General features: G+C 60.7%; 23 protein-coding genes and 2 pseudogenes. 14 read left to right on the forward strand and 11 right to left on the reverse strand.

Going from position 1 to position 25,613, the window contains the following annotated elements; genetic code table 11:
• Together GBB14_RS10560 and GBB14_RS02000 are read right to left on the reverse strand one after the other, a co-directional pair.
• Positions 1-834, reverse strand: a complete 834-nt coding sequence (locus GBB14_RS10560; protein ID WP_192796089.1) for a hypothetical protein — start codon at positions 832-834, stop codon at positions 1-3.
• Positions 835-1,030: 196 nt separating this feature from the next.
• A complete protein-coding gene (locus tag GBB14_RS02000) occupies positions 1,031-1,432 on the reverse strand; it encodes a hypothetical protein (protein ID WP_151528495.1) in 402 nt (133 codons plus the stop codon).
• A gap of 42 nt (positions 1,433-1,474) precedes the next feature.
• Between GBB14_RS02000 and GBB14_RS02005 the strand changes: the two genes are divergently transcribed.
• Positions 1,475-2,809, forward strand: coding sequence for a DUF4921 family protein (locus tag GBB14_RS02005; RefSeq protein ID WP_151528494.1), 1,335 nt, complete (start codon positions 1,475-1,477; stop codon positions 2,807-2,809).
• Between the two features lie 40 nt (positions 2,810-2,849).
• Here GBB14_RS02005 and GBB14_RS02010 read toward each other — a convergent pair whose 3' ends face one another.
• Positions 2,850-3,782 (reverse strand): LCP family protein, encoded by a 933-nt coding sequence (locus tag GBB14_RS02010; RefSeq protein WP_192796090.1) that lies wholly within the window; start codon positions 3,780-3,782, stop codon positions 2,850-2,852.
• A gap of 342 nt (positions 3,783-4,124) precedes the next feature.
• On the opposite strand from GBB14_RS02010, the gene GBB14_RS02015 reads away from it, so the two are divergent.
• The 6 genes from GBB14_RS02015 to GBB14_RS02040 all read left to right on the forward strand — a co-directional run bounded on the left by GBB14_RS02015 (position 4,125) and on the right by GBB14_RS02040 (position 12,224).
• Positions 4,125-5,630, forward strand: a complete 1,506-nt coding sequence (locus GBB14_RS02015; RefSeq protein WP_151528492.1) for a sugar transferase — start codon at positions 4,125-4,127, stop codon at positions 5,628-5,630.
• Positions 5,631-5,716: 86 nt separating this feature from the next.
• Positions 5,717-7,174 (forward strand): polysaccharide biosynthesis tyrosine autokinase, encoded by a 1,458-nt coding sequence (locus GBB14_RS02020; RefSeq protein WP_151528491.1) that lies wholly within the window; start codon positions 5,717-5,719, stop codon positions 7,172-7,174.
• A gap of 4 nt (positions 7,175-7,178) precedes the next feature.
• Positions 7,179-8,447 carry a polysaccharide pyruvyl transferase family protein gene (locus GBB14_RS02025; protein ID WP_151528490.1) on the forward strand — a complete coding sequence of 423 codons (1,269 nt, stop codon included), beginning with the start codon at positions 7,179-7,181 and terminating at the stop codon, positions 8,445-8,447.
• Positions 8,448-8,450: 3 nt separating this feature from the next.
• Positions 8,451-9,968 carry a hypothetical protein gene (locus tag GBB14_RS02030; protein WP_151528489.1) on the forward strand — a complete coding sequence of 506 codons (1,518 nt, stop codon included), beginning with the start codon at positions 8,451-8,453 and terminating at the stop codon, positions 9,966-9,968.
• Positions 9,965-10,777: a WecB/TagA/CpsF family glycosyltransferase gene (locus GBB14_RS02035; RefSeq protein WP_151528488.1), complete on the forward strand. Its 813-nt coding sequence runs from the start codon at positions 9,965-9,967 to the stop codon at positions 10,775-10,777. The genes GBB14_RS02030 and GBB14_RS02035 overlap by 4 nt, the downstream gene beginning before the upstream one ends.
• A 4-nt stretch (positions 10,778-10,781) precedes the next feature.
• Positions 10,782-12,224: a Coenzyme F420 hydrogenase/dehydrogenase, beta subunit C-terminal domain gene (locus tag GBB14_RS02040; protein WP_151528487.1), complete on the forward strand. Its 1,443-nt coding sequence runs from the start codon at positions 10,782-10,784 to the stop codon at positions 12,222-12,224.
• 38 nt (positions 12,225-12,262) lie between these two features.
• Here the strand turns inward: GBB14_RS02040 and GBB14_RS02045 are convergent, their stop codons facing one another.
• Complete coding sequence (locus GBB14_RS02045) at positions 12,263-13,534, reverse strand: hypothetical protein (protein WP_151528486.1); 1,272 nt, start codon at positions 13,532-13,534, stop codon at positions 12,263-12,265.
• A 79-nt stretch (positions 13,535-13,613) separates the two neighbouring features.
• Here GBB14_RS02045 and GBB14_RS02050 point away from each other — a divergent pair, with 79 nt between their 5' ends.
• The 4 genes and pseudogenes from GBB14_RS02050 (at position 13,614) to GBB14_RS02065 (ending at position 15,246) form a co-directional block, all read left to right on the forward strand.
• Positions 13,614-14,159 (forward strand): hypothetical protein, encoded by a 546-nt coding sequence (locus GBB14_RS02050; RefSeq protein ID WP_151528485.1) that lies wholly within the window; start codon positions 13,614-13,616, stop codon positions 14,157-14,159.
• Positions 14,160-14,316: 157 nt separating this feature from the next.
• Complete coding sequence (locus GBB14_RS02055) at positions 14,317-14,643, forward strand: recombinase family protein (protein WP_151588401.1); 327 nt, start codon at positions 14,317-14,319, stop codon at positions 14,641-14,643.
• A 36-nt stretch (positions 14,644-14,679) separates the two neighbouring features.
• Positions 14,680-14,811: pseudogene (locus GBB14_RS10795) on the forward strand (hypothetical protein); the annotation flags it as partial.
• A 9-nt stretch (positions 14,812-14,820) separates the two neighbouring features.
• The gene (locus GBB14_RS02065; RefSeq protein WP_151528483.1) at positions 14,821-15,246 is read left to right on the forward strand and encodes a hypothetical protein; all 426 of its coding nucleotides are present in this window, start codon (positions 14,821-14,823) and stop codon (positions 15,244-15,246) included.
• Here the strand turns inward: GBB14_RS02065 and GBB14_RS02070 are convergent.
• From GBB14_RS02070 to ychF, 6 genes and pseudogenes are all read right to left on the reverse strand, one after another.
• Entirely contained in the window at positions 15,243-16,802 is a 1,560-nt protein-coding gene (locus GBB14_RS02070) for a DUF262 domain-containing protein (protein WP_225976584.1), read from the reverse strand. The two genes, GBB14_RS02065 and GBB14_RS02070, sit on opposite strands and share 4 nt — an antisense overlap.
• Before the next feature lie 197 nt (positions 16,803-16,999).
• Positions 17,000-17,371, reverse strand: a complete 372-nt coding sequence (locus GBB14_RS02075; protein WP_225976577.1) for an N-6 DNA methylase — start codon at positions 17,369-17,371, stop codon at positions 17,000-17,002.
• A 43-nt stretch (positions 17,372-17,414) separates the two neighbouring features.
• A complete protein-coding gene (locus GBB14_RS02080) occupies positions 17,415-18,140 on the reverse strand; it encodes a TIGR02391 family protein (RefSeq protein ID WP_151528482.1) in 726 nt (241 codons plus the stop codon).
• Between the two features lie 147 nt (positions 18,141-18,287).
• Complete coding sequence (locus GBB14_RS10655) at positions 18,288-18,461, reverse strand: hypothetical protein (RefSeq protein WP_225976587.1); 174 nt, start codon at positions 18,459-18,461, stop codon at positions 18,288-18,290.
• Between the two features lie 430 nt (positions 18,462-18,891).
• Positions 18,892-19,092 (reverse strand): annotated as a pseudogene (locus tag GBB14_RS10800) (winged helix-turn-helix domain-containing protein); the annotation flags it as partial.
• A gap of 170 nt (positions 19,093-19,262) precedes the next feature.
• On the reverse strand, positions 19,263-20,348 hold the full coding sequence (gene ychF / locus GBB14_RS02090; RefSeq protein WP_151528481.1) for a redox-regulated ATPase YchF: 1,086 nt from the start codon (positions 20,346-20,348) through the stop codon (positions 19,263-19,265).
• A gap of 121 nt (positions 20,349-20,469) precedes the next feature.
• Between ychF and GBB14_RS02095 the strand changes: the two genes are divergently transcribed.
• The 3 genes from GBB14_RS02095 (at position 20,470) to GBB14_RS02105 (ending at position 24,360) form a co-directional block, all read left to right on the forward strand.
• Complete coding sequence (locus GBB14_RS02095; RefSeq protein WP_151528480.1) at positions 20,470-21,885, forward strand: AI-2E family transporter; 1,416 nt, start codon at positions 20,470-20,472, stop codon at positions 21,883-21,885.
• 36 nt (positions 21,886-21,921) lie between these two features.
• Positions 21,922-23,085, forward strand: coding sequence for a DNA recombination protein RmuC (locus GBB14_RS02100; protein WP_151528479.1), 1,164 nt, complete (start codon positions 21,922-21,924; stop codon positions 23,083-23,085).
• An 87-nt stretch (positions 23,086-23,172) separates the two neighbouring features.
• Positions 23,173-24,360, forward strand: coding sequence for a DUF6542 domain-containing protein (locus tag GBB14_RS02105; protein ID WP_151547656.1), 1,188 nt, complete (start codon positions 23,173-23,175; stop codon positions 24,358-24,360).
• A gap of 152 nt (positions 24,361-24,512) precedes the next feature.
• Here GBB14_RS02105 and GBB14_RS02110 read toward each other — a convergent pair whose 3' ends face one another.
• Positions 24,513-25,514, reverse strand: coding sequence for a 4-hydroxy-3-methylbut-2-enyl diphosphate reductase (locus tag GBB14_RS02110; protein WP_151528477.1), 1,002 nt, complete (start codon positions 25,512-25,514; stop codon positions 24,513-24,515).
• Positions 25,515-25,613: the final 99 nt, after the last annotated feature.

Genomic DNA, 25,613 nt, shown 5'->3' on the forward strand with positions numbered 1-25,613 from the left:
TTAGAGCCCCAGCTGGCCCATCAGGTCCTGGTATTGCTGCTCCCAGTCCTCGATGCTCTCCCCGGTGATGTCATTGAGCCCTTCAAGGGTCTCGAGGCCGCCAAGGTCGCCAAAGAGGTCGAGGCCGCCGTCACCAAAGAGTGATCCCACGAGAGAGTCCACTCCGTCTTCATAGGCCTCGCTCAGCTGCCGCATATTCACATAAGGATCGCACACGAGCCAGGCCCCATCCTCCTTTTTCAGCCGGGTGGGGTATTTACTGTCCTCAAAGCGGATGCGCTGGCGATCGTTACCCACAAAATGCAGTTTTTCCACGGTCACCGCCTCCATGCCCGGCTCCGCCCCAGTGTCCCCCGCCAGCTTATCGAGCAGAGCGAGGTGATCAGGGTTGCCCTTGTGCTCCTCGCACATGTACTCATTGGCTTCCACGAAGGTGCTTGCCGAGTCATAGGCGGTGAGTGTCTCTTGGATGCCGTCGACCTCTGCGGCAAGGGCGCGTTTCTCGCTGCCGGACAACATCCACGCGGCGATACCAACGACGAGTGCCACCACGAGACCGATGGCGAGTCCGATGAAAAAGGGGCCGAAGGCAAATCGGCCGCCGGACGCCCCGCCAGCCCTACCCGGCCCCTGGGGACCGGTCGGCCCACCGGGGCCACCGGGGCCACCTGGCCCGCCGGCGGGAGCGGGTGTATCCCACTGGCCGTCATAGGCCTGGTTGCTCGTACCCTGCGGCCCAGGCTGGCCGGGGCGGGGTAAAAACTGAGTGTCCTCTGCTGCGTTCTGGGGACGATATGCGTCCTCGCGGCCATTCCAAGAGTTCTGGGGCGCCATGAAATATCCTTGTTCGCGGGGTGCTCGGGATGTCGGTTGTGGCCTCACTACCGCAGCTTCACTACCGCAGTCTCACTACCGTGGTCGAGGTACGCACTTGTTTTAGCCACAGAAGCACAGTGTAGCGCCCCTCACACGTGCTGGCAGTGGTATCGCTAGCGAGCGAACAGATGACAGACCAGAACAGTAACGATGGCTAGGGCTGTACCTGCACGGTCCAGGGATAGCGGGCCGGAAGCTCGAAAGCCATCTCGTTTTCGAGAGCAGCGGGATCGCGCGGCAGCGTGGCGGCGGGAGTGAAGAGCCGGGAGAGAACCATGACCAGCCCGTTGAGAGAGTGGGCGGGGCGCTCAATATGCATGAGCAGCCGAATCACCTCAGCATTAGCGAGCTCTCGCCCCTCGTGCTGTTCGGCGTAGGTGTCGCGCAACGCCTTTTCCACCCCCTCGAGAAGGGCTGGGTTCTGCTCGACGGCGCGGAGCTGGGCTTCTCCTACTTTGTTGTACTCGATGAGGCGAGAAAGTAGCAGTTCACAGCGCTGCTTGAGCTCGGGAATCTCTGCGGTGGGAACGAGACAATCGAAGATGACCTGTGCCATGCTTGCATGCTAGTCGAGGGTGCAGCTAATACGCTAGAGTCCATGAGTTCTCCCATGTATTCTCGACCCGCCCCCTTGCAAACGATGGCGGACGGCACAATCAAGCAGATTAACCCGTTCTCCGGTACGGAGGTGTGGACGGTGCCCGGCCGCGGCAATCGCCCACTCGCCGTGCCGAAGGTGGAGACCACGCCCCTACGGGACGAGGACCGGGATACCTCCTGCGCCTTTGGCGCGGCCCGCCTGCTCGAGACTCCGCCGGAGAAATCACGCATCGTGCGCACCGATCTCGGCTGGGAGATCAAGCGCGGGCTGCTGCCGAGCGAGTTGGATGAGAATTATGCCTTCCGCCGGGTGCCGAACCTCTTCGAAATCCTGTCCTTTGATTATTGGCAGGCCAATTATGACCTGACCATCGATGAGGAGACCTCGCAGCGCATGCACACCTATATCGCGGATCCCGCGGGACGCGAGCATGTGCTCAATATTGTGCGGACCCGTATGCGCGCCTCTGGTATCCCCGAGGCCCAAGTGATGGCCACCACCGAGGAGGACTTGCTCGCCAAGGCACCGGGCTATTTCGCCGGCGGCCATGACGTAATTATCGGACGGCGCCATTTTCGAGACGACGCCACCGACACCTCGGGATTGGCCTCATCGGGCACGCTCAGCGTGGATGAGCATCGCGCCTTCATCCGTTTCACCGTGGATTCCATGCAGGATCTCTATCGCCACAACCGCTATGCCCCCTATGTGGCAGTCTTCCAAAACTGGTTGAAACCTGCCGGCGCCTCCTTCGATCACCTCCACAAGCAGCTGGTGGCCATCGATGATCGCGGGGTGCAGGCAGAGGGCGAGATCTCACGGCTGCGCGCGAATCCCAATATGTATAACGAGTGGGCTGTGGATTATGCCCACCGCCATAATCTCGTGATCGCCGAGAATGACCACGCCGTGTGCTTTGCAGGATTTGGGCACCGCTACCCCACTCTCGAGATCTTCTCTAAGTCGGCGCGCTCCGAGCCGTGGAATCACGCTGATGATGAGCGCGATGCCATGAGCGACCTCATCCACGCCTGCCACGCCGCCACCGGCGCCGAAGTTCCATGCAATGAGGAGTGGCACCACAAGCCCATCAACCTGGATCTGCCGATGCCATGGCGGGTGATGATTAAGTGGCGCGTCTCTACACTTGCCGGTTTTGAGGGCGGCACCAAGATTTACCTGAACACTATGTCGCCCTACACGGTGCGCGATCGGGTGGTTTCACGGCTCTACGAGCTGCGTGAGAAGGAAACGGTGGCCTCCAACCTGCGCATTGCCACGGAGGTGGAGCTGCGCCCCAACCCGCTGCGCTATACCCCCTCCCTGCCCTAATACGAGGAAAAGGCGGCGTAGCTAGGCGCTTATCGACGCTTTATTGCCCGCTCTCCTGCTCGCCGCGCAGCCGCACCCAAGTCTGCTCGGCCTCGGGCGCGGGCTCGACGTTGATCCCGTCTGGAGCAGGAACAAAGGGCATGGTGTCTGCCTGCACCGAGCCATTACGGGTGGCCGAGAGTGCCTTGGTGGCGTTGTTCATCGAGATCAACCCCTCCGAGGTAGTGATGTGCGGCCCCAAGTCGTGGACGATATCCATCAACTCTGGGACATCCCACGGCACGCGCTTTTCTGACAGGCGCGCGGCAAAGGCCTCGATGAGCATGTGCTGGCGATCAATGCGGGCGATATCCGACTCATTGTCGATGCCATACCGCGCTTGGGAAAAGGCAAAGGCCGTGGTGCCGTCGACGGTATGGCAGCCCTCTTCAAGCCCCGCAATGGCGGCGGCGTGTGCCGCCGAGGCGCAGAGCTCCACCCCTCCGAGGCGGTCGATGGCCGTCTCAATAGCCTTCGAATCCAGCACTATCGAGCCTTCCACACTGATCCCGGAGAGATCGTGCACTGTTTTCTCGGCGCAGGCGATTCCATAGGGGGAGGCTTGAGCGGCGCTATCGCTCGAGGCGCCGAAGGCATAGGCGGCGTTGATCTTAGTGTGCTGCGGCTCGGTGCTACTGCCGTCCGAGCGCTCACATGCCGGAATATCCACCAAGGTGTCGCGCGGGATCGAGACCATCTCAATCGGGGTGCCCGACTTCAACCGCGCCAGCACCATAACATCGGTACGGCCCACATCACTAGGGCGTTCGGAGCGAGAGTTCAGCAATTCAGCGTTACCGCCGGCGCGCGTATCCCGCACCATCACTAGGTAGATGCCATTGTGGCTGGGTGGTGTATTTGCGTTGAGAGCGGCATCATCCAAGTTCGCGGTGCGGTAGGCCGAGAACGTCCAATAGACAGTTCCTAGGGACACAAGAGAACCGAATATTAGGAGTACAAGCATCGCCGATAGGGAGATGAGTGCGCGTCGAGCCATCCGGCGCATGGACGCCCTGCTACCACCGAAAATTGGTACTTCTTGGTTGATCAACTACCCACTCACCCCCAATTTAGGGTAGATCAGATTTTTAAATGAAACCTCATATTTTACAGCCAAGAACCTATCACTCCCCCTAGGGGGCCAAATTGTGACATTACACATGATAGGAAGGCTGCATTTACCGCTTCGACCACATGCCTTGATATGCCAGCGCGGGCATTCGATGCAATTATCGTAGCCAAACTTAGACGTTCAAAACGTTTGGTGGCCTATCATATGACTGATGAGACACGGGCTACACCGAAAAGCCGGAAGCCCTCACCTATAGAAAGCCCTCCACCTGCCAAGCTGAGCACTCGGCAGGTTCAACGTAACCTGCGCCAACGAGTTCTAGTCACGGATGTACTGTGTGTCGCTCTAGCTGTTTTCTGTGCAAATTTGGCGCGATTTGGAAACCATCACTCTTACGCAAGGGCCGGCTCTCGACAGATTCCTTATCTGGTTATCACCCCCTTGATAGTTATCGGTTGGATCATCATCTTGCGCGTCATCCAGACCGCCGACGAACGCTCGATCGCCGACGGAGCAGAAACTTACACCAGAGTATTTCACTCTACTTTCATCATTTTTAGTCTTGTGTCGATCGCGAGTGTACTGACTGAGACCGACCTTTCGCGCGGCTATCTCTTCGTGGCTCTATCCTTAGGGCTCGCGCTACTGCTGCTCAGCCGTTGGCTATGGCGGAGCCAGATGAGGCGCAACTACAAAAACGGACGCTGCGAGCGGCGCGTAATTGCCGTAGGCGAGTCCTCTCTAGGCGAAGTACTGAGCACCGTCGTCAGCCACCAATCGACCCCTTGGCGAATTGTAGGTCTTTGCAGTACCGAATCTTCAGAGGAACTCCAGCTACTACCGGGAGTGCACTCTTCAACCCCAGTGGTGTCTAGTTGGCGCGATATCAAACATCTCGTCCAACGCACCGGCGCTGACACCGTGGCAATAACCGGTGCCTACACCATCGGCTTGCAAGGCATGCGGGAACTCAGTTGGGACTTGGAAGAGCTCAACGTGGACATTCTAGTGGCGCCCGGCATCATCGATGTGGCAGGCCCCCGCATACTGGTACGCCCCGTAGCGGGAATCCCACTTATTCACGTCGATAAGCCCCGCTATCGTGGTGCTAGTAGGCTTGGAAAGCTACTGTTGGACAAAATCGGCGCCTGCCTGCTCATTCTGCTGTTTTCCCCAGTGCTGCTGATCTGTGCTCTCGGCGTGAAACTCACTAGCCGTGGCCCTGTATTTTACGTGGCCGAAAGGCTGGGCCTCAATAACCAGCCTTTCGGCATGGTCAAGTTCCGCTCCATGGTAATCGACGCCGATAAGATGAAAGAGCACCTGCGGATGCAGAATGAATGCAAGGACGGGGTACTTTTCAAGATAAAAGACGATCCCCGCGTCACCCGCTTTGGCAAGTTTCTGCGCCGTTTCAGTTTGGACGAGCTGCCCCAGCTTTTCAACGTTCTCGGCGGCAGCATGAGCCTAGTAGGGCCCCGTCCACCGCTACGCGAGGAAGTCATGCAATACGATCCCTTCGTCGCTCGCCGTATGCTCGTACGTCCCGGTATGACCGGACTGTGGCAAGTCTCGGGCCGCTCCAATCTAACCTGGGAGCAGTCGGTGCGCCTAGATCTGTCTTATGTGGAAAACTGGTCGTTGTTGACAGACATCCACATTTTGTGGAGCACTGCTCATGCTGTGCTCTCACGCGACGGCGCTTACTAGCCGCCTATACAGAGAAGCGCCCTGCATAGTCAGGACACACCACATTTTCTCATCCACTACCACCGCATCTGCCAAGGACGCCGTTCATGTTCTTCACTTCATTCAAAAGTTACTTTTCTCGTCATTGGTGGATCATATTGCTGGTTATGATCCTCGGTATCCCCGCCGGTCTTGGAGTCTCCTATGTGCGGGAAGATCGATATGTCTCCCAAGCCACGGTGTATATCTCGGTGAACCAAGCTACCGGCGAGGCCTCCAATCCCTACCAAGCTAACTTAACCTCGCAGCAAATGGTGAAATCCTATGCAGAATTGGTCACCAACGCCGCTGTTATCGACAAAGTGGCTGATCATATGGCGACACCAGCATCCCGTCAACAGATAGTTGATGCGGTTTCTGCCAGCGCCAATGCTAACTCGGTGTTACTGGAAATTTCTGCCACCACAAATCAAGCGCAGCTTTCGAAGGACATTGCTGATGCCACCGTCGAGGTATTCACCGACATGGTGAAGAAAACCTCCACTCCAGAGGGCCGAACCTTGCCCACCATCGATGCGAACGTTGTAGCACCGCCATCCTTACCGAATGAGCCGAGCAACCCGAGTCCGGTGGCCTTCGGCTTGGCAGGAGCGTTTCTAGGGCTCGCACTCGGTTTACTCATTTCCTTGATCGTGCACATGACCGATCGTCGCCTGCACAGCAGTGAAGACATCGCAGAAATAACGACCCTGCCTCAATTGGGCACTATCCCAGAGGACAGGAGTATTAGCGAGAACAAGCGGGTTGATTTCAGTGGCGGATTCTCTCGCACCGCCGAGTCCTTCCGTACCCTGCGCACCAATCTGCAGTTTTGCGGCATTGACGATAATCCAGGCGTCATCCAAATAACCAGTGCGATCGCCAACTCCGGAAAGTCCATCGTCGCCCTGAACCTAGCCGCATCGCTGGCCGAACAGGGCAATAAGGTATGCCTCATCGAGGGCGACCTACGCCGGCCACGCCTCGCCGAGTACATGGGCATCGATGCCTCTGTCGGTTTGACTAATGTCCTGCGCCGCGAGATGGACCTCGAGGATGCACTTATCGACGACGCCTCCGGGGTGGCTCTCCTCGCTTCAGGACCAATCCCGCCAAACCCAGCTGGGATACTCGGCTCTAATGCTATGACCGTGTTGCTGCAGAAGCTCAAGGAAAGTCACGACTATGTCATTGTGGATTCCACGCCCGTGCTGCCAGTGGCAGACGCTGCCCTTCTGGCTCACATCGTGGATGGCACTGTAATGATCGCACGCTGGCATAGCACTACCCGCGATAACCTCAGGTCTTCTTTAGATGCGCTAGAGAAGGTAAGCGCGCGGTTGCTTGGTGTAGTGCTCTGTCGCACCTCGGAGACGAGACGAAAGTCAGACTACAACCATTACTACGATCGTATGGACGTGCACAACAAGGACGCAGCGATCACCAACACACCTTTCGAGACCATCGCCTCCGAAGCGATTAAGCCCACCAATTCCGACTCGGCCACCATGAAGAAGGAAAGCTAGGCCTGTGGCATCCACCAAAGACCGCATCATTAGTGTGCTTCCCCAGCCCGTATTCCAGCTGCTTCGCTGCGGCCGGGTCACGGCGCTGAACCTGCGCGATCACGACCGTGCCCTGGCCGGCTATAGCACCAGCGATCAGCGCGTCTTCTCCGCCCACCCGGCGGAGCGGTCTCAGCAGCGGCGCGGTACCGTGCTCATCGCCTCGACGGGCGTGGCCAATATCGGCGACCAGGCCATGCTCACCGCCGCCTTGCAGACAGTGCCTGGCCCGGTGACTGTGGTGGCCAAGCCGGAGGCAACCTACACCATCGAGCGCGAGGACGTCACCGTCGTCCACGCCGCCGATGCATTCTATGGCCATGGCCGCGCCCGCGCCGCCGCGGTGGAGACTCTCGCCGAGCACATCGCCCAGGCGAACCACCTCTGCATTATCGGCGCCGACATCATCGATGGCGGCTACCAGCGCGGCGTGGCGTATAAAACATGGTCGCTGGCCCGCGCCGCCGCCGAGGCGGGCTATGACACCCGCATTCTCGGCTTTAGTTGGGGCACTGCGGTAGACGAGCAGGTTAGCTCCATCGCCCGCGCCGCGCTCGCAGCCGGCGTACAGGCCTGCTGCCGCGACAGCATCTCCTATCAGCGCTTCCGCGCCGATACTCAAGCGATCGGCGACTGCGAACATGTAGCCGATGTGGTCTTTAGCCTGCCCACAGCCACGGCGCCGGCGGCTGCAGCCCCCACCCAGCCCTATACGCTCATTAATGTCTCGGGCCTGATTTCTCATCGCATGGATCAGGTGCAGGATTATCTGCAGGTTTGCCGCTACCTATCGAGCCACGGCCGTGAGCTCGTCTTCATCCCGCACGTGGCCAATCGCGGCGGCGATGACCGGCAGGCTATTCGCGAGGTCACCGCGGCCCTCGATTCCGAGCAGATCCCCTATCGCTTCCTGCCCGATCTTCTCTCCCCCGCCGAGGTGGCCCAGTGGGCAGCCAGCGCGGAGAGCGTGGTCACCGGCCGCATGCACCTCTCGATTCTCAGCTTCTCCAACCTCACTCCCGCAGTGGTGCTCGGCACCCAGGGCAAGGTGGAGGGCTTGGTCTCCGATCTCCAGCTGCCGTGGCTGCTGGTGGAGCCGCGCCCGGGCATGGGCGGAGCCATCTGCGCCGCCCTAGAGCGCATCGCCAGCGACCCCGCGGCTGTCCAGGACACCCTGCGCACCACGGTGCCGCAGCTACGAGAGCGGGCGGCTGAGAATTTTAGGGGGCTATAGACCGTGGCCCAGCACACCTCCGTACTCGTGAACCGCGAGGAGAAGAACATCACCAGCGTGGTGGCGCAGGAGCTGCTGCGCTTTGGTGGCTCCCTCGCGCTCGTTCTGGTGCTCTACGGGGTACCGATGCTGCTGTTTGCTAACGGAACCATCATCGAGTCTGCGGTAATGTCTTTGCTCTTCGTCAGCATTACCGCGCTGATTCTCTCGCTGCTCTCGCCAGTGACGGCGCTGCTGGTGGCCATTTTGGCCGCGGTATTTCAAAACGCCATTCTGGGAGTGCTGCACGACGGCTCCGGCAATATCACCGTCGTGATCAGCGAAACCAAGACGATCATTGCCTTCATCTTGGCCGGGGTGCTGCTACTCAAGGCCGTCTACCTCCAGCGCTCCACGATTCCGCTTTTCCTCACCGCTGTGGTGTTCGGGCTATACACCATCGGCCACAACGCTGGCCTCGACGCCAGCTTCGCTGCCAATGCCCGCAACTTCCTCGGGCCTGTTCTCCTCATGCTCGCCTTGGCCGCCTATACCCCTGCGGCTCGCGCGCTGCCGCGCGTGCAACTATATGTCATGGTCTCCACCCTCTCGGTGGTGCTGGTGCTCGGATCACTGCTGGAGTATGCCGTCGGTTCGCGCCAGTGGAAGGCGCTGCTCAATGTGGAGCACATCGCGGGACTCAACGCGCTATCGGAGCAAACTATCGTCTTCGGCCGCACCGCCACTCGCGTCGGCGGCTTCCTCGTGGAACCCATCAACGCCGGCTATGTGGCCAGCTTCGTCTTGATCTTCGCGCTGATCGAAATCATCCGGCAACTGTTTGTATGCGAACACCCGAACGGGATGGCCCTTGGTGCGCTGGGAACCTCCGCGGTGTTTTTGATCATCACCATTTCTCTGGCCGCCACCAAGAACTCCATTCTGGTGGTCGCTACCGGCATTATCGCCTATGTGTTGCTGCTCTGGTGGCGCAACCACCGGCACTGGGCTTTTTGGGCCTCGGTGGCTATTGGCACGGTTCTCACCTTCGCCTACACCACCATGGTCAAAGGCCCCTCCTACATCGTGAATGTGTGGACGAACCCGGTGGGCACCTCCGGCGGTGAATCCTCCAGTATTCACATCGCCGGGCTGCTCAGCGGGCTGTACTCGATCGCCGATAATCCCCTCGGTTTCGGTGTGGGCAGCGGCGGTAACTTCTACCGCCTCTACAATCCCGAGATCCCCCGCCACTTGTGGCTGGAATCCGGCGGCGAAAGCGCCATCGGCACCTTAGTATTCCAGATGGGCATCATCGGCCTACTGCTCCTAGCCTACGCGATCTACCTCGTCCTGCCACGGCTGGATACCACCGGTGTTGCAGTACTCGCCGCGTGGTTTGCCGCCGCGCTCTTTTCCGAGGCCACCTTCGGTTCTATCGTGACCGTTCCGACACTCGCCTTCGCCGCCTATCTGTCGGCCCACTCTGATCCCGCCCTCCCCCGGGGCGCATCCACTATGCAGAACGGAGATCCCGCATGACCATCCTCCGCCGCCTTTGGGAGCGTATTCCGCGCGTTGCCGTCGATAAGCGCTCCGAGCATTCCCCCAGCATCAACGGCATCGCTGTGTTTCGCGGCGATCTGGCCGCGGCCACCACGATGCTTCTCGACGCCACCCGCCCCTCTCATCCCCTGCTGGCGATCACTCCCAACGTGGATCAGCTCAACCGCCTGATCACCGATGAGCACTGGCGCGAGGAGTTTGGCTCCGCCGATGCGCTCTTTGTCGATGGTGCCCCGCTGCTCGCTCTTTTCCGCCTCCTCAAGGCCCAGGATGTACACCGCGTCACCGGCGCGGACCTTCTGCCCGCGGTGGCCGCGGCGGCCGCCACCCAGGATCGCACCATCGCCGTACTCGGGGGACGTGATGATATCCGCGAGGCCGCAGTGCGCCAGCTTCGTGCAGATAACCCAGGAGCGTCGATCCATGGCGTCTCTATTCCTTTTAGCGAGGATCTCGCCGCCGACCCGGCCACCATCGCCACGCTGCGCGAACTTCAACCGGATGTGTCTTTCGTGTGCTTGGGCAGCCCGAAGCAGGAGCGCTGGGTGCTAGCCAATATCGAGCAGCTGCCCGCCGGCTGGTATGTTGGCGCGGGCGCAGCCGTGGACTTCGTCGCAGGCACCACCCAACGCGCCCCAGAGCTGCTCCAAAAACTCGGCCTCGAGTGGGCCTATCGCCTCTCCCAAGAGCCGCGCCGCCTAGCGAAGCGCTACCTGGTGGTGGGCCCACTCTTCCTCGTTGTTATCGCCCGTGCCCTTGTCCAGTCAGCCCGAAAGAATAGCTAAATCTATGTCTACGCCCCGCACAGCTTTTAGCATCCGCGATGTCACCCAGCGCGACTTCTGCATCGGGTGCGGCGGCTGCTCGATCGCCACCGAGGGCAGCATCCCCATCACGCTGTCTCGCGATGGGCAGTATCGGGCTGGCGATCTCTCCGAGCACGCCGAGGCTGTATCCGGGGTATGCCCCTTCAGCGATGACTCCCCCACCGAAGACGATCTCGCCGCCCCGCGCTATGCGGAGCACTGCAGCTACACCACCGCGATCGGCTATCACCGCGCCCTCTACGCCGGCCGGGTCCTAAGCGATGATTATCGCCTCGGTTCCTCCTCCGGCGGGCTGGTGTCTTTTGTTGCCGGCGCGCTGCTTTCGTCCGGCGCTGTCGATGGCATCATCCACGTCAAGCGCACCTCCTCAGAAGAGGCCGATCAGCCGCTCTTTGCCTTCGGGATCTCCACCACCTTGGAGGAGCTGCGGGCCCACCGCAAATCTGTGTACTATCCAGTGGAGTTTTCCCAGGCGCTCGCCAGCGCCCAGCGCGCCGGCGGCCGCTATGTGTTCATTGGTATTCCCTGCCACGTGCGCGCCTTGCGGCTGCTCCAGCAGCGCGATCCGGAACTGAGTGAGCTTGTGCCCTACACCATCGGTTTGGTGTGCGGGCATATGAAGACCACCGGCTTTGCCGAGTCGCTGGGCTGGCAGCTTGGCATCGAGCCGGCGAATCTTCGGGCAGTGGATTTCCGGGTAAAAGATCGCGTCGGCCCAGCCAATCGCTATGCCACCTCGGCCACCGATCGCGCCGGCCGCACCCGCACCAAAAAGACCTTCGAAATGCTCGGCACCAACTGGGGCCATGGCTTCTTCCAGCCCAAGGCCTGCAATGTCTGCGATGATATTTTCGCCGAGACCGCCGATATCGCCTTCGGCGACGCCTGGCTGCCCCGCTACGCCTCGGACCCGTTGGGCCACAATGTGGTGGTGGTGCGCAACCCTGAGCTACACGAGCTGCTCCTGCGCGCCGAACAGGCCGACGAGGTGTTCCTAGAGGAGCTCTCTGAGGAGGATACTCTCAAAACCCAGTCCGGAAATGTGCGCCACCGCCGCATCGGCGTGAAGGTGCGGCTCGCCGACGATATAGCGGCAGGGCTTCCCGTGCCCCACAAGCGAGTAGAGCCCAGCTATGAGGACGCTGATGACAAGCGCGTCGCCCTCATCCGCCGCCGCCGCGCACTGAGCGAGCTCTCCATTTCTAGCTTCCGAGAGGCCCGCGAGAAGAACTCATGGCGCCACTTTCTCGCAGCCGTAGGCCCCAGCGTGAAGGCCTATGATGCTCAGGGCGCGCAGTCGCGGCTGGCCCGCATTCTGGCGCCGCTACCGCTGAGCATGCAGCTGCGGCTACGCACAGTATTGATGGGTACGCGCACCCTGATTTCTCGGCTGCGCCGTAAGTAGGTACGTCGCTAGCGGGCACCTTTGCGGTGCTTCGGCTGCTAGCTTTCCGCGTCGGAGAGCTTGTGGATTGCCCGCCAGTACAGCACGGCGGTGGTGACACGGCTGAGAAGCCGACCAATGAGCACACCCACCACGCCGATGACGCTAAACAGCCCGAGGCCCACCACCACCATCACAGTGATGGAGACCAGCGAAGCGGGCACAAAGTAGCGCTGCCCGTTAAGCATCACCAGCAGGCGCATGGCAGCAAAGACGTACACGATCGGCAGCGTGGCTACCAGCAGCACGGAAGAATAGGCGGCGACCGAGCCCACGGCCTCTGGGCCAATACCACTCATGGCCACCACGAGGGCCACGCCCGCTCCCGGCAAGGCAATGGCTGCGACGGCGGCGAGAAGGCGTCGAACATCGCGGGCGAAACGCGCATAGGCCTCGCGATAATCCGACTGCCCAGCGGCATCCGCCCACCGCTTCATGCGCGGCAGAATCCCCAGCGCATAGGCTGCCTGGATGATGATGTAGGCGATCTTGTCCGCAAGCTCATAGAAGGTGATAGCGCCCTGGCCGACAGAGGAGATCACCGAGCGCTCGATCAGCACTGATGCTTGAGTGATGCCATTGGAGCCGAATTGCTGATACAGCGACAGCGCGCCGCCTGTGGCTTGCGGGGCAGAATCGGTGGTATCGAGCCCGGCGGCCGTGGCACTATCGATGGGTTCATCAGCGAGGAAGCGTCGTTGCGCTAGGGCGAGGACCACGACGCGCAGGATCTCCCCGAGCAGGAAGAACACCACCAATTCTCCGCCCTCAAAGGGCAGCACCAGCACCGCCACGATGAGCACGAGATAGCGCAAGCCCTGCGTGCTGAGGGGAATATAGCTGCGGTCTTCCAAGATCAAACACGCCGACAGCGGGCTGGCGAAACACGCCACCAGCACCGCAACCGCCACCACCAACAGCCACACGCCCTGGTCAGCGGGCAAGCCGCCGGTGAAGAGGAAGGCGATAAACGTCACCGCCGCCACCACTGTCACACCGACTCCGGCGGGCACCGCCAGCGCCCGCACACAGCGCAGCACCGCAGCACGCACGGTCGCCCCCGCGCTGAGGGAGCGGGACAGCTCCGCGACGGCATAGGCTTCCGCGGCTTGGGTGACGATAGCCGTGCCCAAGATACTCACGGTAAGCAGCACGATGACGCGGTCCGAGTCCGCGGCGTCGAGGCGCAGCGCCAAGATAAAAGGAAGAAGCAACCCGGGGCCGAGCCCGAGCCCCATCGCGATGAGCTGGCGGAGCTTAGAAACTTTCACTGCGTCGCCTCGCTAGTCGCCACGTCTGCATACCTCCACTACTACTGACCGCATTGAAAAGCCGTGTTCTAATAGGCCTATGACTCTCAAGATTCTGACAGTGTGCACCGGCAATATCTGCCGTTCCCCGTATATCGAGTATCGCCTCGCCCACGCGGCTGCAGCCGCCGGGCTCGAGGTACAAGTAGATAGTGCGGGCACCCAAGCAACTAATGGTACCCCCTATCATCCGCATACCTTAAGCCTGCTTGAGAAGCAGGGAATAGACGCCAGCCAGGGAAGCTCGCGGTATCTCACGGCGGCCATCGCCCGAGATTATGACCTGATTATCGCCGCAGCTGAGGACCACATTCCCGCCATCGCACGCACCGCGCCGGCGGCGTGGCGGTCCTGCATTACCTTGAAGCACCTCGCAAGCCTCAACCCAGAGGAGATCCGCCCCGGAACCCCCATCATGGGCCAGCCCGAGACAAAACGAGTAGCCCAGAACGCCACGGCTGGATCCTTCAACATCAGCGACCCCATAGGCCAGCCCCTCGCTGCTTTCGAGGCCATGGCCGCCAGCGTCGACGCCGCCCTCCCCCACGCCTTACGGGTGATCGAGAAGCTAGCGCCGGAAAAGTAGAGCGGCATGGGAGCGGGCAGGTGCGGCTGAGGTGTGCTGGAGTTCCTCGGCGATCGTGGTTGCGGTTCACACGGGCGGCGTCTCTCACGCACAGGGGTGGGTGTGGATCGTGTGGGGTGAGTAGCAGGCACGTACGTGCGCAGCCGATAGCCACAGGGTGGAACAGCACCGCCGGGCGGTGATGCCAGCTCAGTGGCTGCATGCCAGCTTTGGTCTGGGCGTATCGCTACGGCAGGGCCACCTCAGCAACGAGAAATACAAAGGCGACGCTCTGCTACAAAAGTCCTACATCACCGACTCCCTCACCAAGAAGCAGGTCAAGAACGAAGGCGAAGTGCGCCAGTACTACGTCACCGGTAACCATGAGCCGATCATCCCGCCTGCCGTGTGGGACTTCGTCCAAGCAGAACTCGCTGCCCCCACCACCGGGCGGCGCTCCACCTCCAGGCAGCGCAAAATCAGATGCGCCCAGTGCGGAGCCTAGTACGGGTCGAAAACCTAGCATGTCGGCTCCAAATACGAGAAACATATCTGGCGGTGCAACCAGAAATACGCCAGCCACACCCCATGCAACACTCCGCACGTCAGTGCCGAGCAGATCACCGCCGCGTTCCTCGACGCCGTCCACACCCTGCTCGTCAGCCGCGACTAGGTAGATGAGGTGATCGACAAGGCCGTGGCCGCCGAGCTCGACACCACCGATCTGCACATCGAAGCCGATCAAGTCTTCGCTCAAGTTGGTGCCGCCGCCAAGGCGATCGACGATCTGATCGCCCGTAACGCCCGCGTCGCCCAAGATCAGACTGAATACCAGCGCCGCTTCGACAAACTCAACAGCGACCATGCCCGGCTACTCGCCGGCTACGACAAACTCCTTACCCTGATCAGCAACCTAGAAAGCCGGCAAGCCGCCTACCGCTACTGCAAGGAACAACTCGCCACCCTCGACCCGGCCAGCATCGAGGTCACCCCATACCTATGGCACCCCCGTCGACCACGCCGACATTGCCACCGACGGAACCATCACGTTCACATTCAGGGATGGCGCGAAGCAAGCACAGCCGATCGGCAAGTAGCGCCCGGCTAGAGTTGCCACTCCTTGACCAGCATCCCCACCAGCTCCTCTTGGCGGCGCTTAACGACGTCGGGAGTCCATACCGGCTCAGCCAGCACCTGGGTCGTTAGCGCAAACACTGCCACTCCCTTGCCTGACGTGAAGTACTTGTCCTTCTTCACGTCGAAGTCGAAGTTCTGCGCCCGAGAGTTCGCACGTCGATTCAACAGCACCAGGTTACCCAGCCTGTGAGTCCACGTGACGGCTTCCTCCTCAGTGAAGTCACGCACCCACTGGCTGTCTTGAGCCGGGCTTTGCGGCAGAACGTGCTCAACGGTGATGATGCGATGGTCATAGGACGCGCCCGGGTCCTTAGCCAGGAGCGAATCTAGTCGTAGCAGCACGTAGCGACGCACACGAGTAGCGAGGTAGATCTGCCCGTCAAGGCGGTCTCGTGTCTCGGCTCGTTCGCTCTCGGTCAGTTCGAAGGCCGGAGCCTCGAGTTCCAAGCCATCAGCAAGCTGCTTGAGAAGCTCCATGTATCGCAACTGGCGAGGCGTCGCGTAGACCCGGCGAACCAACATGCTCGCTGCCAAGCGCTCCAACTTGGTGAAGAAATAGACGAGAAACTTTGGGTTCTCACCATGCTCGGTCAGAGCCCACAATGCCGGTGGACGCCAGTCATCGTTGTCGAGCTGATCGAGTCGTTTGAGCCAGCGGTTCACCTGCTCCCAGTGCGGGTCCTCGCCCTGAAAATTCTGCGCTAGCAAGCGAATGTCAGCGCGAGCATAGGGTTCGAGCACTTCCCGAATGAAGCCGCTTCCGCTGTCTGGCAGGTAAGTATTGAGAACCTGCTCTGGGAACTCTTGCAGGAGGCTCTTCACGCCACGGGTGCGAGCCTTGATTGCTCGGATATACAGGAAGAGATCACCGAACTCGTCCCGACCTAGGCTTTCCTCCAAGTGCTCCCAACGATCCGCATAGTGCTGCTTTTCATGCTCGTCGATCGCACCAATCACCTGGGACTTGAAAATGTCCTGCGGAGAAAGCGGCAAACCCCGAGCATTCATCACTGAGAAGATCCGGTAGGCACTGTTCAAATCTGGCGTCGAGACCGTGACCAAGAAAGCCCGTCCAGCGATGAGTCGGAACAAGTCCTTCAACTGCTCTGTACTGAGCTGCACCAACTCGCCGTGAAGTGTCTTCGCGTTGTCTCGTAGACCCCGTTGAGAGTCAGTCTCGGGAATGTTGTCGCTGAGCTCAAGGAGCTTTGCGGTGTTGCCCAAGGTCTGCACGTAGTCGTAGAAGAACTGGTTGTCGCGCGGACGAAGCTTCAAACGTGGCCGTGCGGGCTGGTTATCCCACTCCACCGCAGGCTTTTCGATCAAATTGTGAATGGAACGGCGCATGTCATCGTTGGCGACGAGGTCTCGAAGCAGCGACAGCAACAACGTCAATGTCGTGATGCGCTGCTGTCCGTCGATGACCTCGGATCGAGCTTCGTTCGGAGACTTCACGAGAACAATCGACCCGAGGAAATACGGCTCATCGGTGTCCCGCTCCAGCGCGCCGAGCAGATCCGACAGCAGCTGGAGCGATTCCTCAGCACCTCACGCATACGGACGCTGATACTCCGGAATGACGAACTCGAAGTCGCCGCTGGTCAGCAGCCTCCCGACGCTGATCTCCGCAGCCTCAAGCCTTCTTGTTTCTCCTGCCACCAAGTGTCCCTTCATCGATTATGTCTTGTACTTGAGTTGAACCACTGACTCCGGTTTTGAACCACTCACGCAGCCAATACGACTGTACCGCCATTTTGTATCCAAACTGGGGTGAAAGCTTCGAAGACACGCCCCTGGAACGGCTGCAAGATCTCGACGATGAGGCGGACGATGGAGTACGGCGTGAAGTACTCTCCGCCGCCCTTGCCTTCTTGGGCCGCGAAGTCGGAGAGGAAGTCTTCGTAGATGAAACCGAACGCGTCACCTTCAAGTTGGGTGGGAAGCGGAGCGAAAAGCCGCAGCAGCTCGATCAAGGTCGAGCGTTCCCGCTTTTGGTAGCCGCGCGGCAAGACGTCTTTGAGCTCAGGGGTGGCGTCCTCGACGGCCTTGGCAATTGTGCACTCGGCGCCACCGTAACGGAAACGCGTGCTCCCCACACTCTTCGCTCCAAGCGGACTGCCATCCCGTCAACCGAGGTTGTCACGCCTCCATGACGGTAGCCTGATCAACCCACCGGGTCAGAAGGATGAATGCCGCGAGCTGCTCCAATGCGCCTTGCTCCTCGCCACCGTCGTGTGGAACATGCATCCCAGGGTTGCGTATAGCAGCGTACAGGTCCTCTGCAAAGGCGCGGGCGCCCCGATGCAGGTTTTGAAACGTCTTGCTGCCATCGTCTTCCATAAGCCGGAGGCGCGGCGCACCACGCTTCGGATCGCTGAGTGAGAACGCCTCGTTGAACAATGCTGTCTCAGACACGTCCAACCGGCTCAATTTCGCCTGGGTCACTGCATTGACGCGGATGGCCGCCTGCATCACGGCTTGATGGTAGTGCCCGTGGTTCCAGTAGCTCTTGCCGTTCTCCCACGCCCACCGATGCAGATTTGCCGCGTCCATATTTGGCGCGTTTTCTCCGAGCTTCTCAGCGAGCTCAGACTGCCGTTCAAGCGCTGCCTTGGCTCGGGAGGCTTGGCCCCGGAGCCAGTTGTACTCCTTGTCTTCGACTGGGTGTCCTTTACTCCAGCCGGGGAGCGCCCTGTCAAGGATCTTTTCCACGACGTGGGCACGTGCCGCTGCCTCGGTCCGCGATCCGTTCATAACGGTTCCGAAGTAGACGATGCCTGGGCCCGTGTCGGGGACTACCTGTGCTGTAACTTGCAAGAATGCGTCGATCTCCCTGATCGCCCACGCCGAGTCCAGTTTCGTCATGCCTCCATTGTGTCAGGTGGGTCTGACGCTCTCGGAGAGATTTGGTCTGATACCCCAACTAGCCGAGGCTGACATAGCGGATTGTATCTCCCTGTCAGTCGGCGGGTGCACATCCCGCGGGCGAGCAGCAATCAAAAAAAGGGGGGGCTAATCTTTCCCATAACTCAGGAGCTTCAAGACGTACTCTTTCGCTCGACGGTCCTTCACCTCCTGGTCCGTGGTTTGGATGAACTCGATGGCGTTGAAGCCATCGCCACGCCGCCGGTTCTGTGGTGGCTCCAGCCCCTCGATCAGCAGTGCCTCCATGGTGGCGACAAGCATGTCGGTGGCGAAGTCCCCCTTTGGGGACCGAACCGAGGGTCCCATCTTCGGCCACGGCACGGACACCGAACCAAGAAAAACGATCCCACCGACCAGCCAAGCGATCCCGCGTGTGATCCCACAGACGAGCGCCGAGGCGTGGCTCAGTGACGCGGCCTACGTAGATCACTCGGTCACCTGAGTAGAGGATGTAGACGCCGATTTGTTCTGAGAAGTTGATCGACTCTGAAGCCTTCAGCTGCCTCCCAAAGAGGGCCTGTCCACGCTGTTCCCAGTCAACCTCGTCCCGCCGCCAGAACATCCCGAACGCGTTCAGGAAGCCGTTTTCTTCGTCTTCCGTCGACGACGCAGTTGTCGGGACCACCTTAGCGGTGTCCGAGTGTACACCCAGCTCGGCCTCCCCTGTCTTGTCGCTCAAGGTTGCCAAACTGTAATAGCCTCGGTCCACGCGAATAACTTCGTTCTGCATTTGCATCGAGAGCCTGGCTGACACCGTCGCGGCCGGGGTCGCACCAACCTGCTGCCGGAGGCCCTTGTCCAAGATCAGCTGCGCGATCTCGGAGTAGTGGAGTGGCTTTTGCGCCTCCGAAAGCACCTGCAAGATCGCTTGTCGCCATGGCATGTTCTTCATGACCACCAAGATACACAGGTTCCTAGCCGTTCGACGTCGATGCGAAGGTTACGCATCGATGACCCTCTTGCCAACCCGCCACTGGTTCAGGAAGCCGTCGAACGGGAGCTACAGCCAGTCTCGTCATTAATTAACGAGTTCTGCTCGCGGCCTGTCCAGGTCGACAGACGCTACACGTTGAACTTGAACTCCACCACGTCACCGTCAGTCATGACGTAGTCCTTGCCCTCTTGGCGCACCTTGCCGTGAGCGCGGGCTTCTGCCATCGATCCAGCAGCAGCGAGGTCCTCGAAGGAGACGACTTCAGCCTTAATAAAGCCCTTCTCGAAGTCGGTGTGGATCACGCCGGCGGCCTGGGGCGCGGTATCGCCCTTGTGGATGGTCCAGGCGCGGGCTTCCTTCGGGCCGGCAGTGAGATAGGTCTGCAAACCAAGGGTCTCGAAGCCGGCGCGAGCCAGAGAGGCCAGGCCCGGCTCATCTTGGCCGACGCTTTCGAGCAACTCGGCTGCTTCTTCCTCATCGAGTTCGAGAAGCTCCGCCTCGGTCTTAGCGTCGAGGAAGACGCAGTCGGCGGGGGCGACGAGCTCGCGCAACTCCTGCTTGCGGGTGTCATCGCTGAGCACGTCTTCGTCGGCGTTGAACACGTACAGGAAGGGCTTAGAGGTCAAAAAGTGCAGCTCGCGGAGAAGAGAGAGGTCCACATCCCCAGAGACGGATGCGGCGAAGAGCGTGCGGTCATCCTCGAGGATCTCCTGTGCCTTCTTCACCTCGGCCACCATCGGGGCCTTGTCCTTATCCTTCTTGGCTTCCTTCTCCAGACGCGGCAGGGCCTTTTCAATGGTCTGCAGATCTGCCAAGATCAGCTCGGTCTCAATGACGGAGATATCCGAGCGCGGGTCCACTGCACCATCCACGTGGATCACGTTCTCATCGGAGAAAGCGCGCACGACCTGGCAGATGGCGTCGGCCTCGCGGATGTTCGCGAGGAACTTATTGCCGAGCCCCTCGCCCTCAGAAGCGCCTTTCACGATGCCGGCGATGTCCACGAAGGACACCGTGGCGGGGAGAATGCGCTCGGAGTGAAAAATCTCCGCGAGGGTGTTCAGGCGTGAATCGGGAAGCTCCACCAAACCCACATTGGGCTCGATGGTGGCGAAGGGATAGTTCGCGGCTAGCACGTCGTTGCGGGTCAGGGCATTAAACAGCGTGGACTTGCCCACATTGGGCAGGCCGACGATTCCAAGTGTAAGGCTCACGAGGCCTAATCCTAACAGCCGCGAGGCTGGGTCTTGGTGAGGTGTGCGTCGATAAGCATGCTCTGCACTGGTTGAAAGGTCACAGTTTCGCACGAGAGCTTTTTTGGGCAAGATACATGATGTGAGCACTTCCACTAATGACGGCAGCGACTCCGCCCGCCCAGAACAGGACCGCGCGGCTGATACCACGAGCCTGAACGATGAGGCGTCCAGCACCTTCGAAGCACTGGAATCCGATCCCATCGATCGCTCTGTGGTGATCTCGGATCTGATTAAGGAGTTCGCATGGTGGTGCGTGCGCATCCTCGTCATCTTCGCCACCGCACTCGGGGCGGGCTGGCTGGCCACGCAGTTCTGGAAGGGCCTGCTTCCGCTCATCCTCGCCCTGCTCGTCTCCTCGGTGCTGGTGGGGCCCACGAAACGGCTCCGCAAGCTCGGAGTGCCCGCCGGGCTGGCCGCAATTTTCGTGCTATTAGCGGCGGTGGCGCTGCTCGCCGCGATTGTCTCCTTGATTGCGCCATCGATGATTCGGCAGTCCCAAACGCTGTATCTCCAAACCTTGGAGGCGGTGCAGCGCTTCCAGCTCTGGCTGCAAGGGCCGCCGCTCAATCTGCAAGAAAAGGACCTTACCGAGGCATTTCAGTCCGGAACCAAATGGCTGCAGGATCAATCGGGAAAGATTGCCGGCGAACTCTTTGCCGGACTGGGCGCGGCCGCATCCGTCATGCTCACACTCGTCGTGGTGTTGGTGCTCACCTTTTTCTTTCTCAAAGACGGCGAGCGCTTCCTGCCTTGGATGCGTAGCTTCACCGGCCGACGCGTGGGCTGGCATCTTACAGAGCTGCTCTCCCGGATCTGGGTCACGCTCTCCGGCTATATCCGAGTGCAGGCGATAGTGTCCTTCATCGACGCCTTCTTCATCGGCCTCGGGCTGATCGTGGTGGGCGTTCCGCTAGCGCTAGCCCTTGCCGTGCTGACCTTTCTTGCCGGCTTTATTCCCATCGTGGGTGCTTTTGTCGCCGGGGCGCTCGCCGTGGTGGTGGCGCTGGTCTCACTCGGCATCAAGCAAGCCATCATCATCCTCATCATTGTGCTGGCAGTGCAGCAGCTTGAGGGAAATGTGTTGCAGCCGATGCTGCAGTCCAAGGCGATGAACCTGCACCCGGTGATCGTGCTGGTATCCGTGACCATTGGCGGGAGCCTGTTCAGCATCATCGGCGCCTTCCTCGCCGTGCCCTTCGCGGCAACCGTGGCCGTTATTTTGCGTTATATTTCGGATGTAGTCTCGCTTCGCTCCGGTGAGAAGCGGGCCGAGGATATTTCCTTCATCACCCAGCAGGGCTCTATCTCCGGCAAGCACACCGAGAAAGAAGCCCGCGAGCGACGCACCCGCCTGCCCCTCCCACTGCGCTTCAGCAGCGATCACGGCAGCGATGATGATAGCGACAACGCCGACACCGACGCCGCCGCGAAGCGCTCGCACCGCGACACCCCGAACTTTATCGCCAATTTGTTCGACAATCGCTCGAAAAAATAGCACCAGTGTCCGGCCCTGCCTTTAGAGTGGGGAGCCATGACTAGCTTTGCCGCGATCTTTCTTGCCCTCGTTGCGCTCGTGGTCGGCCTGGTGCTCGGCTGGATAGCCCGCGGCAACATTGATCGGGGCGCGGGCGGGCAGGCACACCCGACGGATCCCCAAGCACTCGAAGCACCGGACCAGCCGGCACACTCCCCTGCCCCAGCCCTGGAGTCTCATCTGGCGCCGCTGCAGGCCACCATGTCTGCGCTCAACGAGCACCTCAATCAGATGGAGCGCCGGCAAACCCAGGCCCATGCCGAGTTCAGCGGCCACCTCCACACCATGTTGCGCACCTCGGCGCGGCTCTCCGATCACACCTCCAAACTCGTCACGGCACTCCAAAATCCCACGGTGCGGGGCCGCTGGGGCGAGGTACAACTCGAGCGGGTGGTGGAACTTGCCGGCATGGTGAAGCATGTGGACTTCGATACCCAAACCACCGTGAGCGCACACGGCAGCCGCGTCCGACCAGATATGCTCATCCACCTCTCCGGTGGGCGGCACATCGTGGTGGATGCCAAGGCCCCCTATAGCGCGTATTTGGATGCGCTTGAGACCACCGATCCGGAAGAACACGCCGGCTATCTCCGGCGGCACGCGCATCTGCTGCGCAGCCACGTCACTGCCCTGTCCAGCAAGGACTACCAGTCAGCGTTTCAGCCCACTCCCGAATTCGTCGTGCTTTTTGTTCCCGCCGATCCTTTCCTCGACGCCGCCCTCGGCGCCGATCCGGAGCTGCTGGAATACGCCTTTTCCCGCGATATCGTGCTCGCTACTCCGTCGACATTGATGGCGTTGCTGCGCACTGTGGCGCTGGGCTGGCAGCACTATGAGGTCTCTGAGCAGGCCGCCGCTATTCAGCAGCTCGGCGATGAGCTCTACCGCCGCCTCGGCACAATGACCGAGCATTTCACCCGCATGGGCGCCAGCCTCGAGAAATCAGTAGACACCTATAACGCGGCCATGGCCTCCCTCGACTCGCGGGTATTGGTGAGCGCGAGGAAGCTAAAAGAAACATCCTCGGTTGGTGGCAGTGCACGGCCGATCACTGCCCCCGCTGAGATCCGCACCTCCCCCGCCCGGCCGCGGCACGCAGCTCAGCCAGATTATCCTCATGCGCAGGGGATGCGCTCTCGGCACGAGGGGTTGACAGACTAGATCGCCGTATTCTGAGAAGCCTGAGAACACCGCCGCGGCGGCGTTCCTCGTGGATTAACACATGGTGAATAGGTAAGATATCGGTTCGTGCCAACCCAGCCACGACATAATCCCTCAGCTCACCGCCATTCTTCACCGGGCGGTGGTTTTTCGGGTTTGCCCACGTGGTCCTCCACCTCGATCTTGCTCGCGTCCCTTTTCACTGGGCTTGTGATCAGTCTCAATCAGCAGTCCTTGGGCGCCTTATACCTCATGGCCTTCGCCGTGGGTGCCCTCGCGACGGTGCTCTGGGTGGAACCCCGCGGCCTGACCCTCACCGTGGCGCAGATTCCTGTGATCTTCGGTATCGCCACCCCGTGCGCGGCGTTCCTGCTGGGCAAGTCCAATTCCCTCAGCGGCGGCGATGGACGATTATCTAAGACAGAGCTTTTGACTCTGATCTATCCGCTCGCGCAGTTCTTCCCCACTCTCATCGTGGCCACCCTCAGCGCTGTAGCGATCGCGGTTCTGCGTTATCTGCATCATCGCCGCACCAACGTGAAACTCGAGCGAAAGCTCAGCACACAGCGCAAACGTGCCATCGATTCGGATCGCCGCAATCTCAGCACCACAACCCGCGCTAGGGAGGCGGCCAACCGCTCCCGTCGTTATCGTGGCGAGTCACGCAATTCCGAGGTCACCGTCGAAGATTTATTAGAGCGCAACCGCGCCGATCACAAGCGCTCGAAGAAGCGTGCTACGCCGCCTGACCGCCAACCGGCCAGCGAGCACCACGAAACGCACCGGGCACACGATGCCGTGAGGAAACACCCTAGCCCCCTCGAGCACGGCGCACTCCACGATCCCGAGACGTCGAGCCGCACCCGCGACTATGAGGAGATCCGCTTCCCGCGTATCCCTCGCTCTCATACGTCAAGCGATGGTGCACACCCGCGTCGTGGAGATGTACAGCAGCATCGCACTCACCGCATCCGACGCCCCGAACACGAAAACCGTTTCCGTAGTCTCAAGCGCGAGGATCGCGGCCGCTTGACCGAGCGCCCGAGTTACCGGGGCATGCACGAGCCACGCGCATCCCGCGACTTCAGCACGACCCGAAGCGATGACATGCCCCCGCGCATCCACACAGAGGGCTATCGTTCAGAGCAGCGTGGTGCAAAAGATAAGCAGCGGAGCTACCGAGGCTCCCGCAAGCCCCGTCGTGAGCCTTTCACTGTGCGTCCTGACGATCCTGACTCCTACGGTTTTCGTACACCTCCCCGCCGCGAGCGCTAAACGCTCCGGCGTGGCCGTCTCCTGGCAGGCCCCGCAGAACTAAAACGGCAGCCTCACCTGCGCCCTGCCCAAGCCGAGTAGAAACTCAGTACAAGAACAGCGCGGTCCCGACACCTCCGTCGGGGCCGCGCTGGCCGCTATCTCGTCGTGCCTTAGCGCTTCCTGGTGCGGTCGCTGGGACGCAGCACTCGCGGCAGCGAAAAGACGATCTTCTCCTGCGCGGTGGTTACTTCCTCGGCATCGCCAAACCCGTATCCCTCGAGGTACTCCACCACCTCTTGAACCAGGATTTCCGGCACGGAGGCACCGGAGGTAATGCCCACCGTGCTCACGCCCTCTAGCCACGCGGGATCAATTTGGTTGGCGTAGTCCACCAGATAGGAGTTGGCGGCACCGGCATCGAGGGCGACCTCCACCAGGCGCTTGGAGTTGGAGGAGTTTTGCGAGCCCACCACGATGATCAGCTCTGCTTGTTCCGCCACCTTCTTCACCGCCACCTGACGGTTCTGGGTGGCATAACAGATGTCATCGCTCGGCGGGTTCTCGAGATTGTCGTAGACCTCATGGAGCTTGTCGACGATTTCCATGGTTTCATCCACCGACAAGGTGGTCTGCGATAACCAGATGAGTTTTTCCTCGTGCAGAAACTCGGGCAGGGCCTCGATTCCTTCGAGCCCATCCACAAGGTGCACCACATCCGGGGCTTCGCCCGCGGTGCCCTCCACCTCCTCGTGGCCTTCGTGGCCAATGAGGATGATGTGATAGCCAGACTTGGCGAAGCGCTTGACTTCGTTGTGCACCTTCGTCACCAAGGGGCAGGTGGCGTCGATGGTGTCGTGGTTGCGCTCCGCGGCAGCCGCGTGCACCGCCGGGGACACGCCGTGGGCGGAAAAAACGAGGTGGGCGTTGGGCGGAACCTCGTCGGTGTCGTCGACGAAGATCGCCCCCGCCTTAGCTAGGGTTTCGACCACGTATTTGTTGTGCACGATTTCTTTGCGCACGTACACCGGAGCGCCGTATTTCTCCAGCGCACGCTCAACGGTTTCGACTGCCCGGTCCACGCCCGCGCAATAGCCGCGCGGCGAGGCCAGCAGAATTTTCTTCACGCCAGCGGCGTGGGGGTTCGTCGCAGTTGAGGTAGCAGGTGAACTCATGCGCTCAACAGTACTTGCCTTACGTGCATGCACACCACACAGCCATGCCTAGCCCGCTAGACTGAATGTTTGTTCTTTTCCTCGCCGCATCATCGACGC

It is taken from the genome of Corynebacterium sp. 51B (assembly GCF_008930785.1).
GTDB classification, from domain to species: domain Bacteria; phylum Actinomycetota; class Actinomycetes; order Mycobacteriales; family Mycobacteriaceae; genus Corynebacterium; species Corynebacterium megadyptis.

Excerpts from the sequence above, each read along its gene's own strand:
- GBB14_RS02080 (WP_151528482.1), bottom strand. The coding sequence starts at position 18,140 with ATGACGAAACTGGACTCGGCGTGGGCGATCAGGGAGATCGACGCATTC.
- GBB14_RS02050 (WP_151528485.1), top strand. The coding sequence starts at position 13,614 with ATGACTCTCAAGATTCTGACAGTGTGCACCGGCAATATCTGCCGTTCC.
- GBB14_RS10560 (WP_192796089.1), bottom strand. The coding sequence starts at position 834 with ATGGCGCCCCAGAACTCTTGGAATGGCCGCGAGGACGCATATCGTCCC.
- GBB14_RS02110 (WP_151528477.1), bottom strand. The coding sequence starts at position 25,514 with ATGAGTTCACCTGCTACCTCAACTGCGACGAACCCCCACGCCGCTGGC.
- GBB14_RS02020 (WP_151528491.1), top strand. The coding sequence starts at position 5,717 with ATGTTCTTCACTTCATTCAAAAGTTACTTTTCTCGTCATTGGTGGATC.
- GBB14_RS02000 (WP_151528495.1), bottom strand. The coding sequence starts at position 1,432 with ATGGCACAGGTCATCTTCGATTGTCTCGTTCCCACCGCAGAGATTCCC.
- GBB14_RS02035 (WP_151528488.1), top strand. The coding sequence starts at position 9,965 with ATGACCATCCTCCGCCGCCTTTGGGAGCGTATTCCGCGCGTTGCCGTC.
- GBB14_RS02040 (WP_151528487.1), top strand. The coding sequence starts at position 10,782 with ATGTCTACGCCCCGCACAGCTTTTAGCATCCGCGATGTCACCCAGCGC.
- GBB14_RS02015 (WP_151528492.1), top strand. The coding sequence starts at position 4,125 with ATGACTGATGAGACACGGGCTACACCGAAAAGCCGGAAGCCCTCACCT.
- GBB14_RS10655 (WP_225976587.1), bottom strand. The coding sequence starts at position 18,461 with ATGCTTGTCGCCACCATGGAGGCACTGCTGATCGAGGGGCTGGAGCCA.
- GBB14_RS02005 (WP_151528494.1), top strand. The coding sequence starts at position 1,475 with ATGAGTTCTCCCATGTATTCTCGACCCGCCCCCTTGCAAACGATGGCG.
- GBB14_RS02100 (WP_151528479.1), top strand. The coding sequence starts at position 21,922 with ATGACTAGCTTTGCCGCGATCTTTCTTGCCCTCGTTGCGCTCGTGGTC.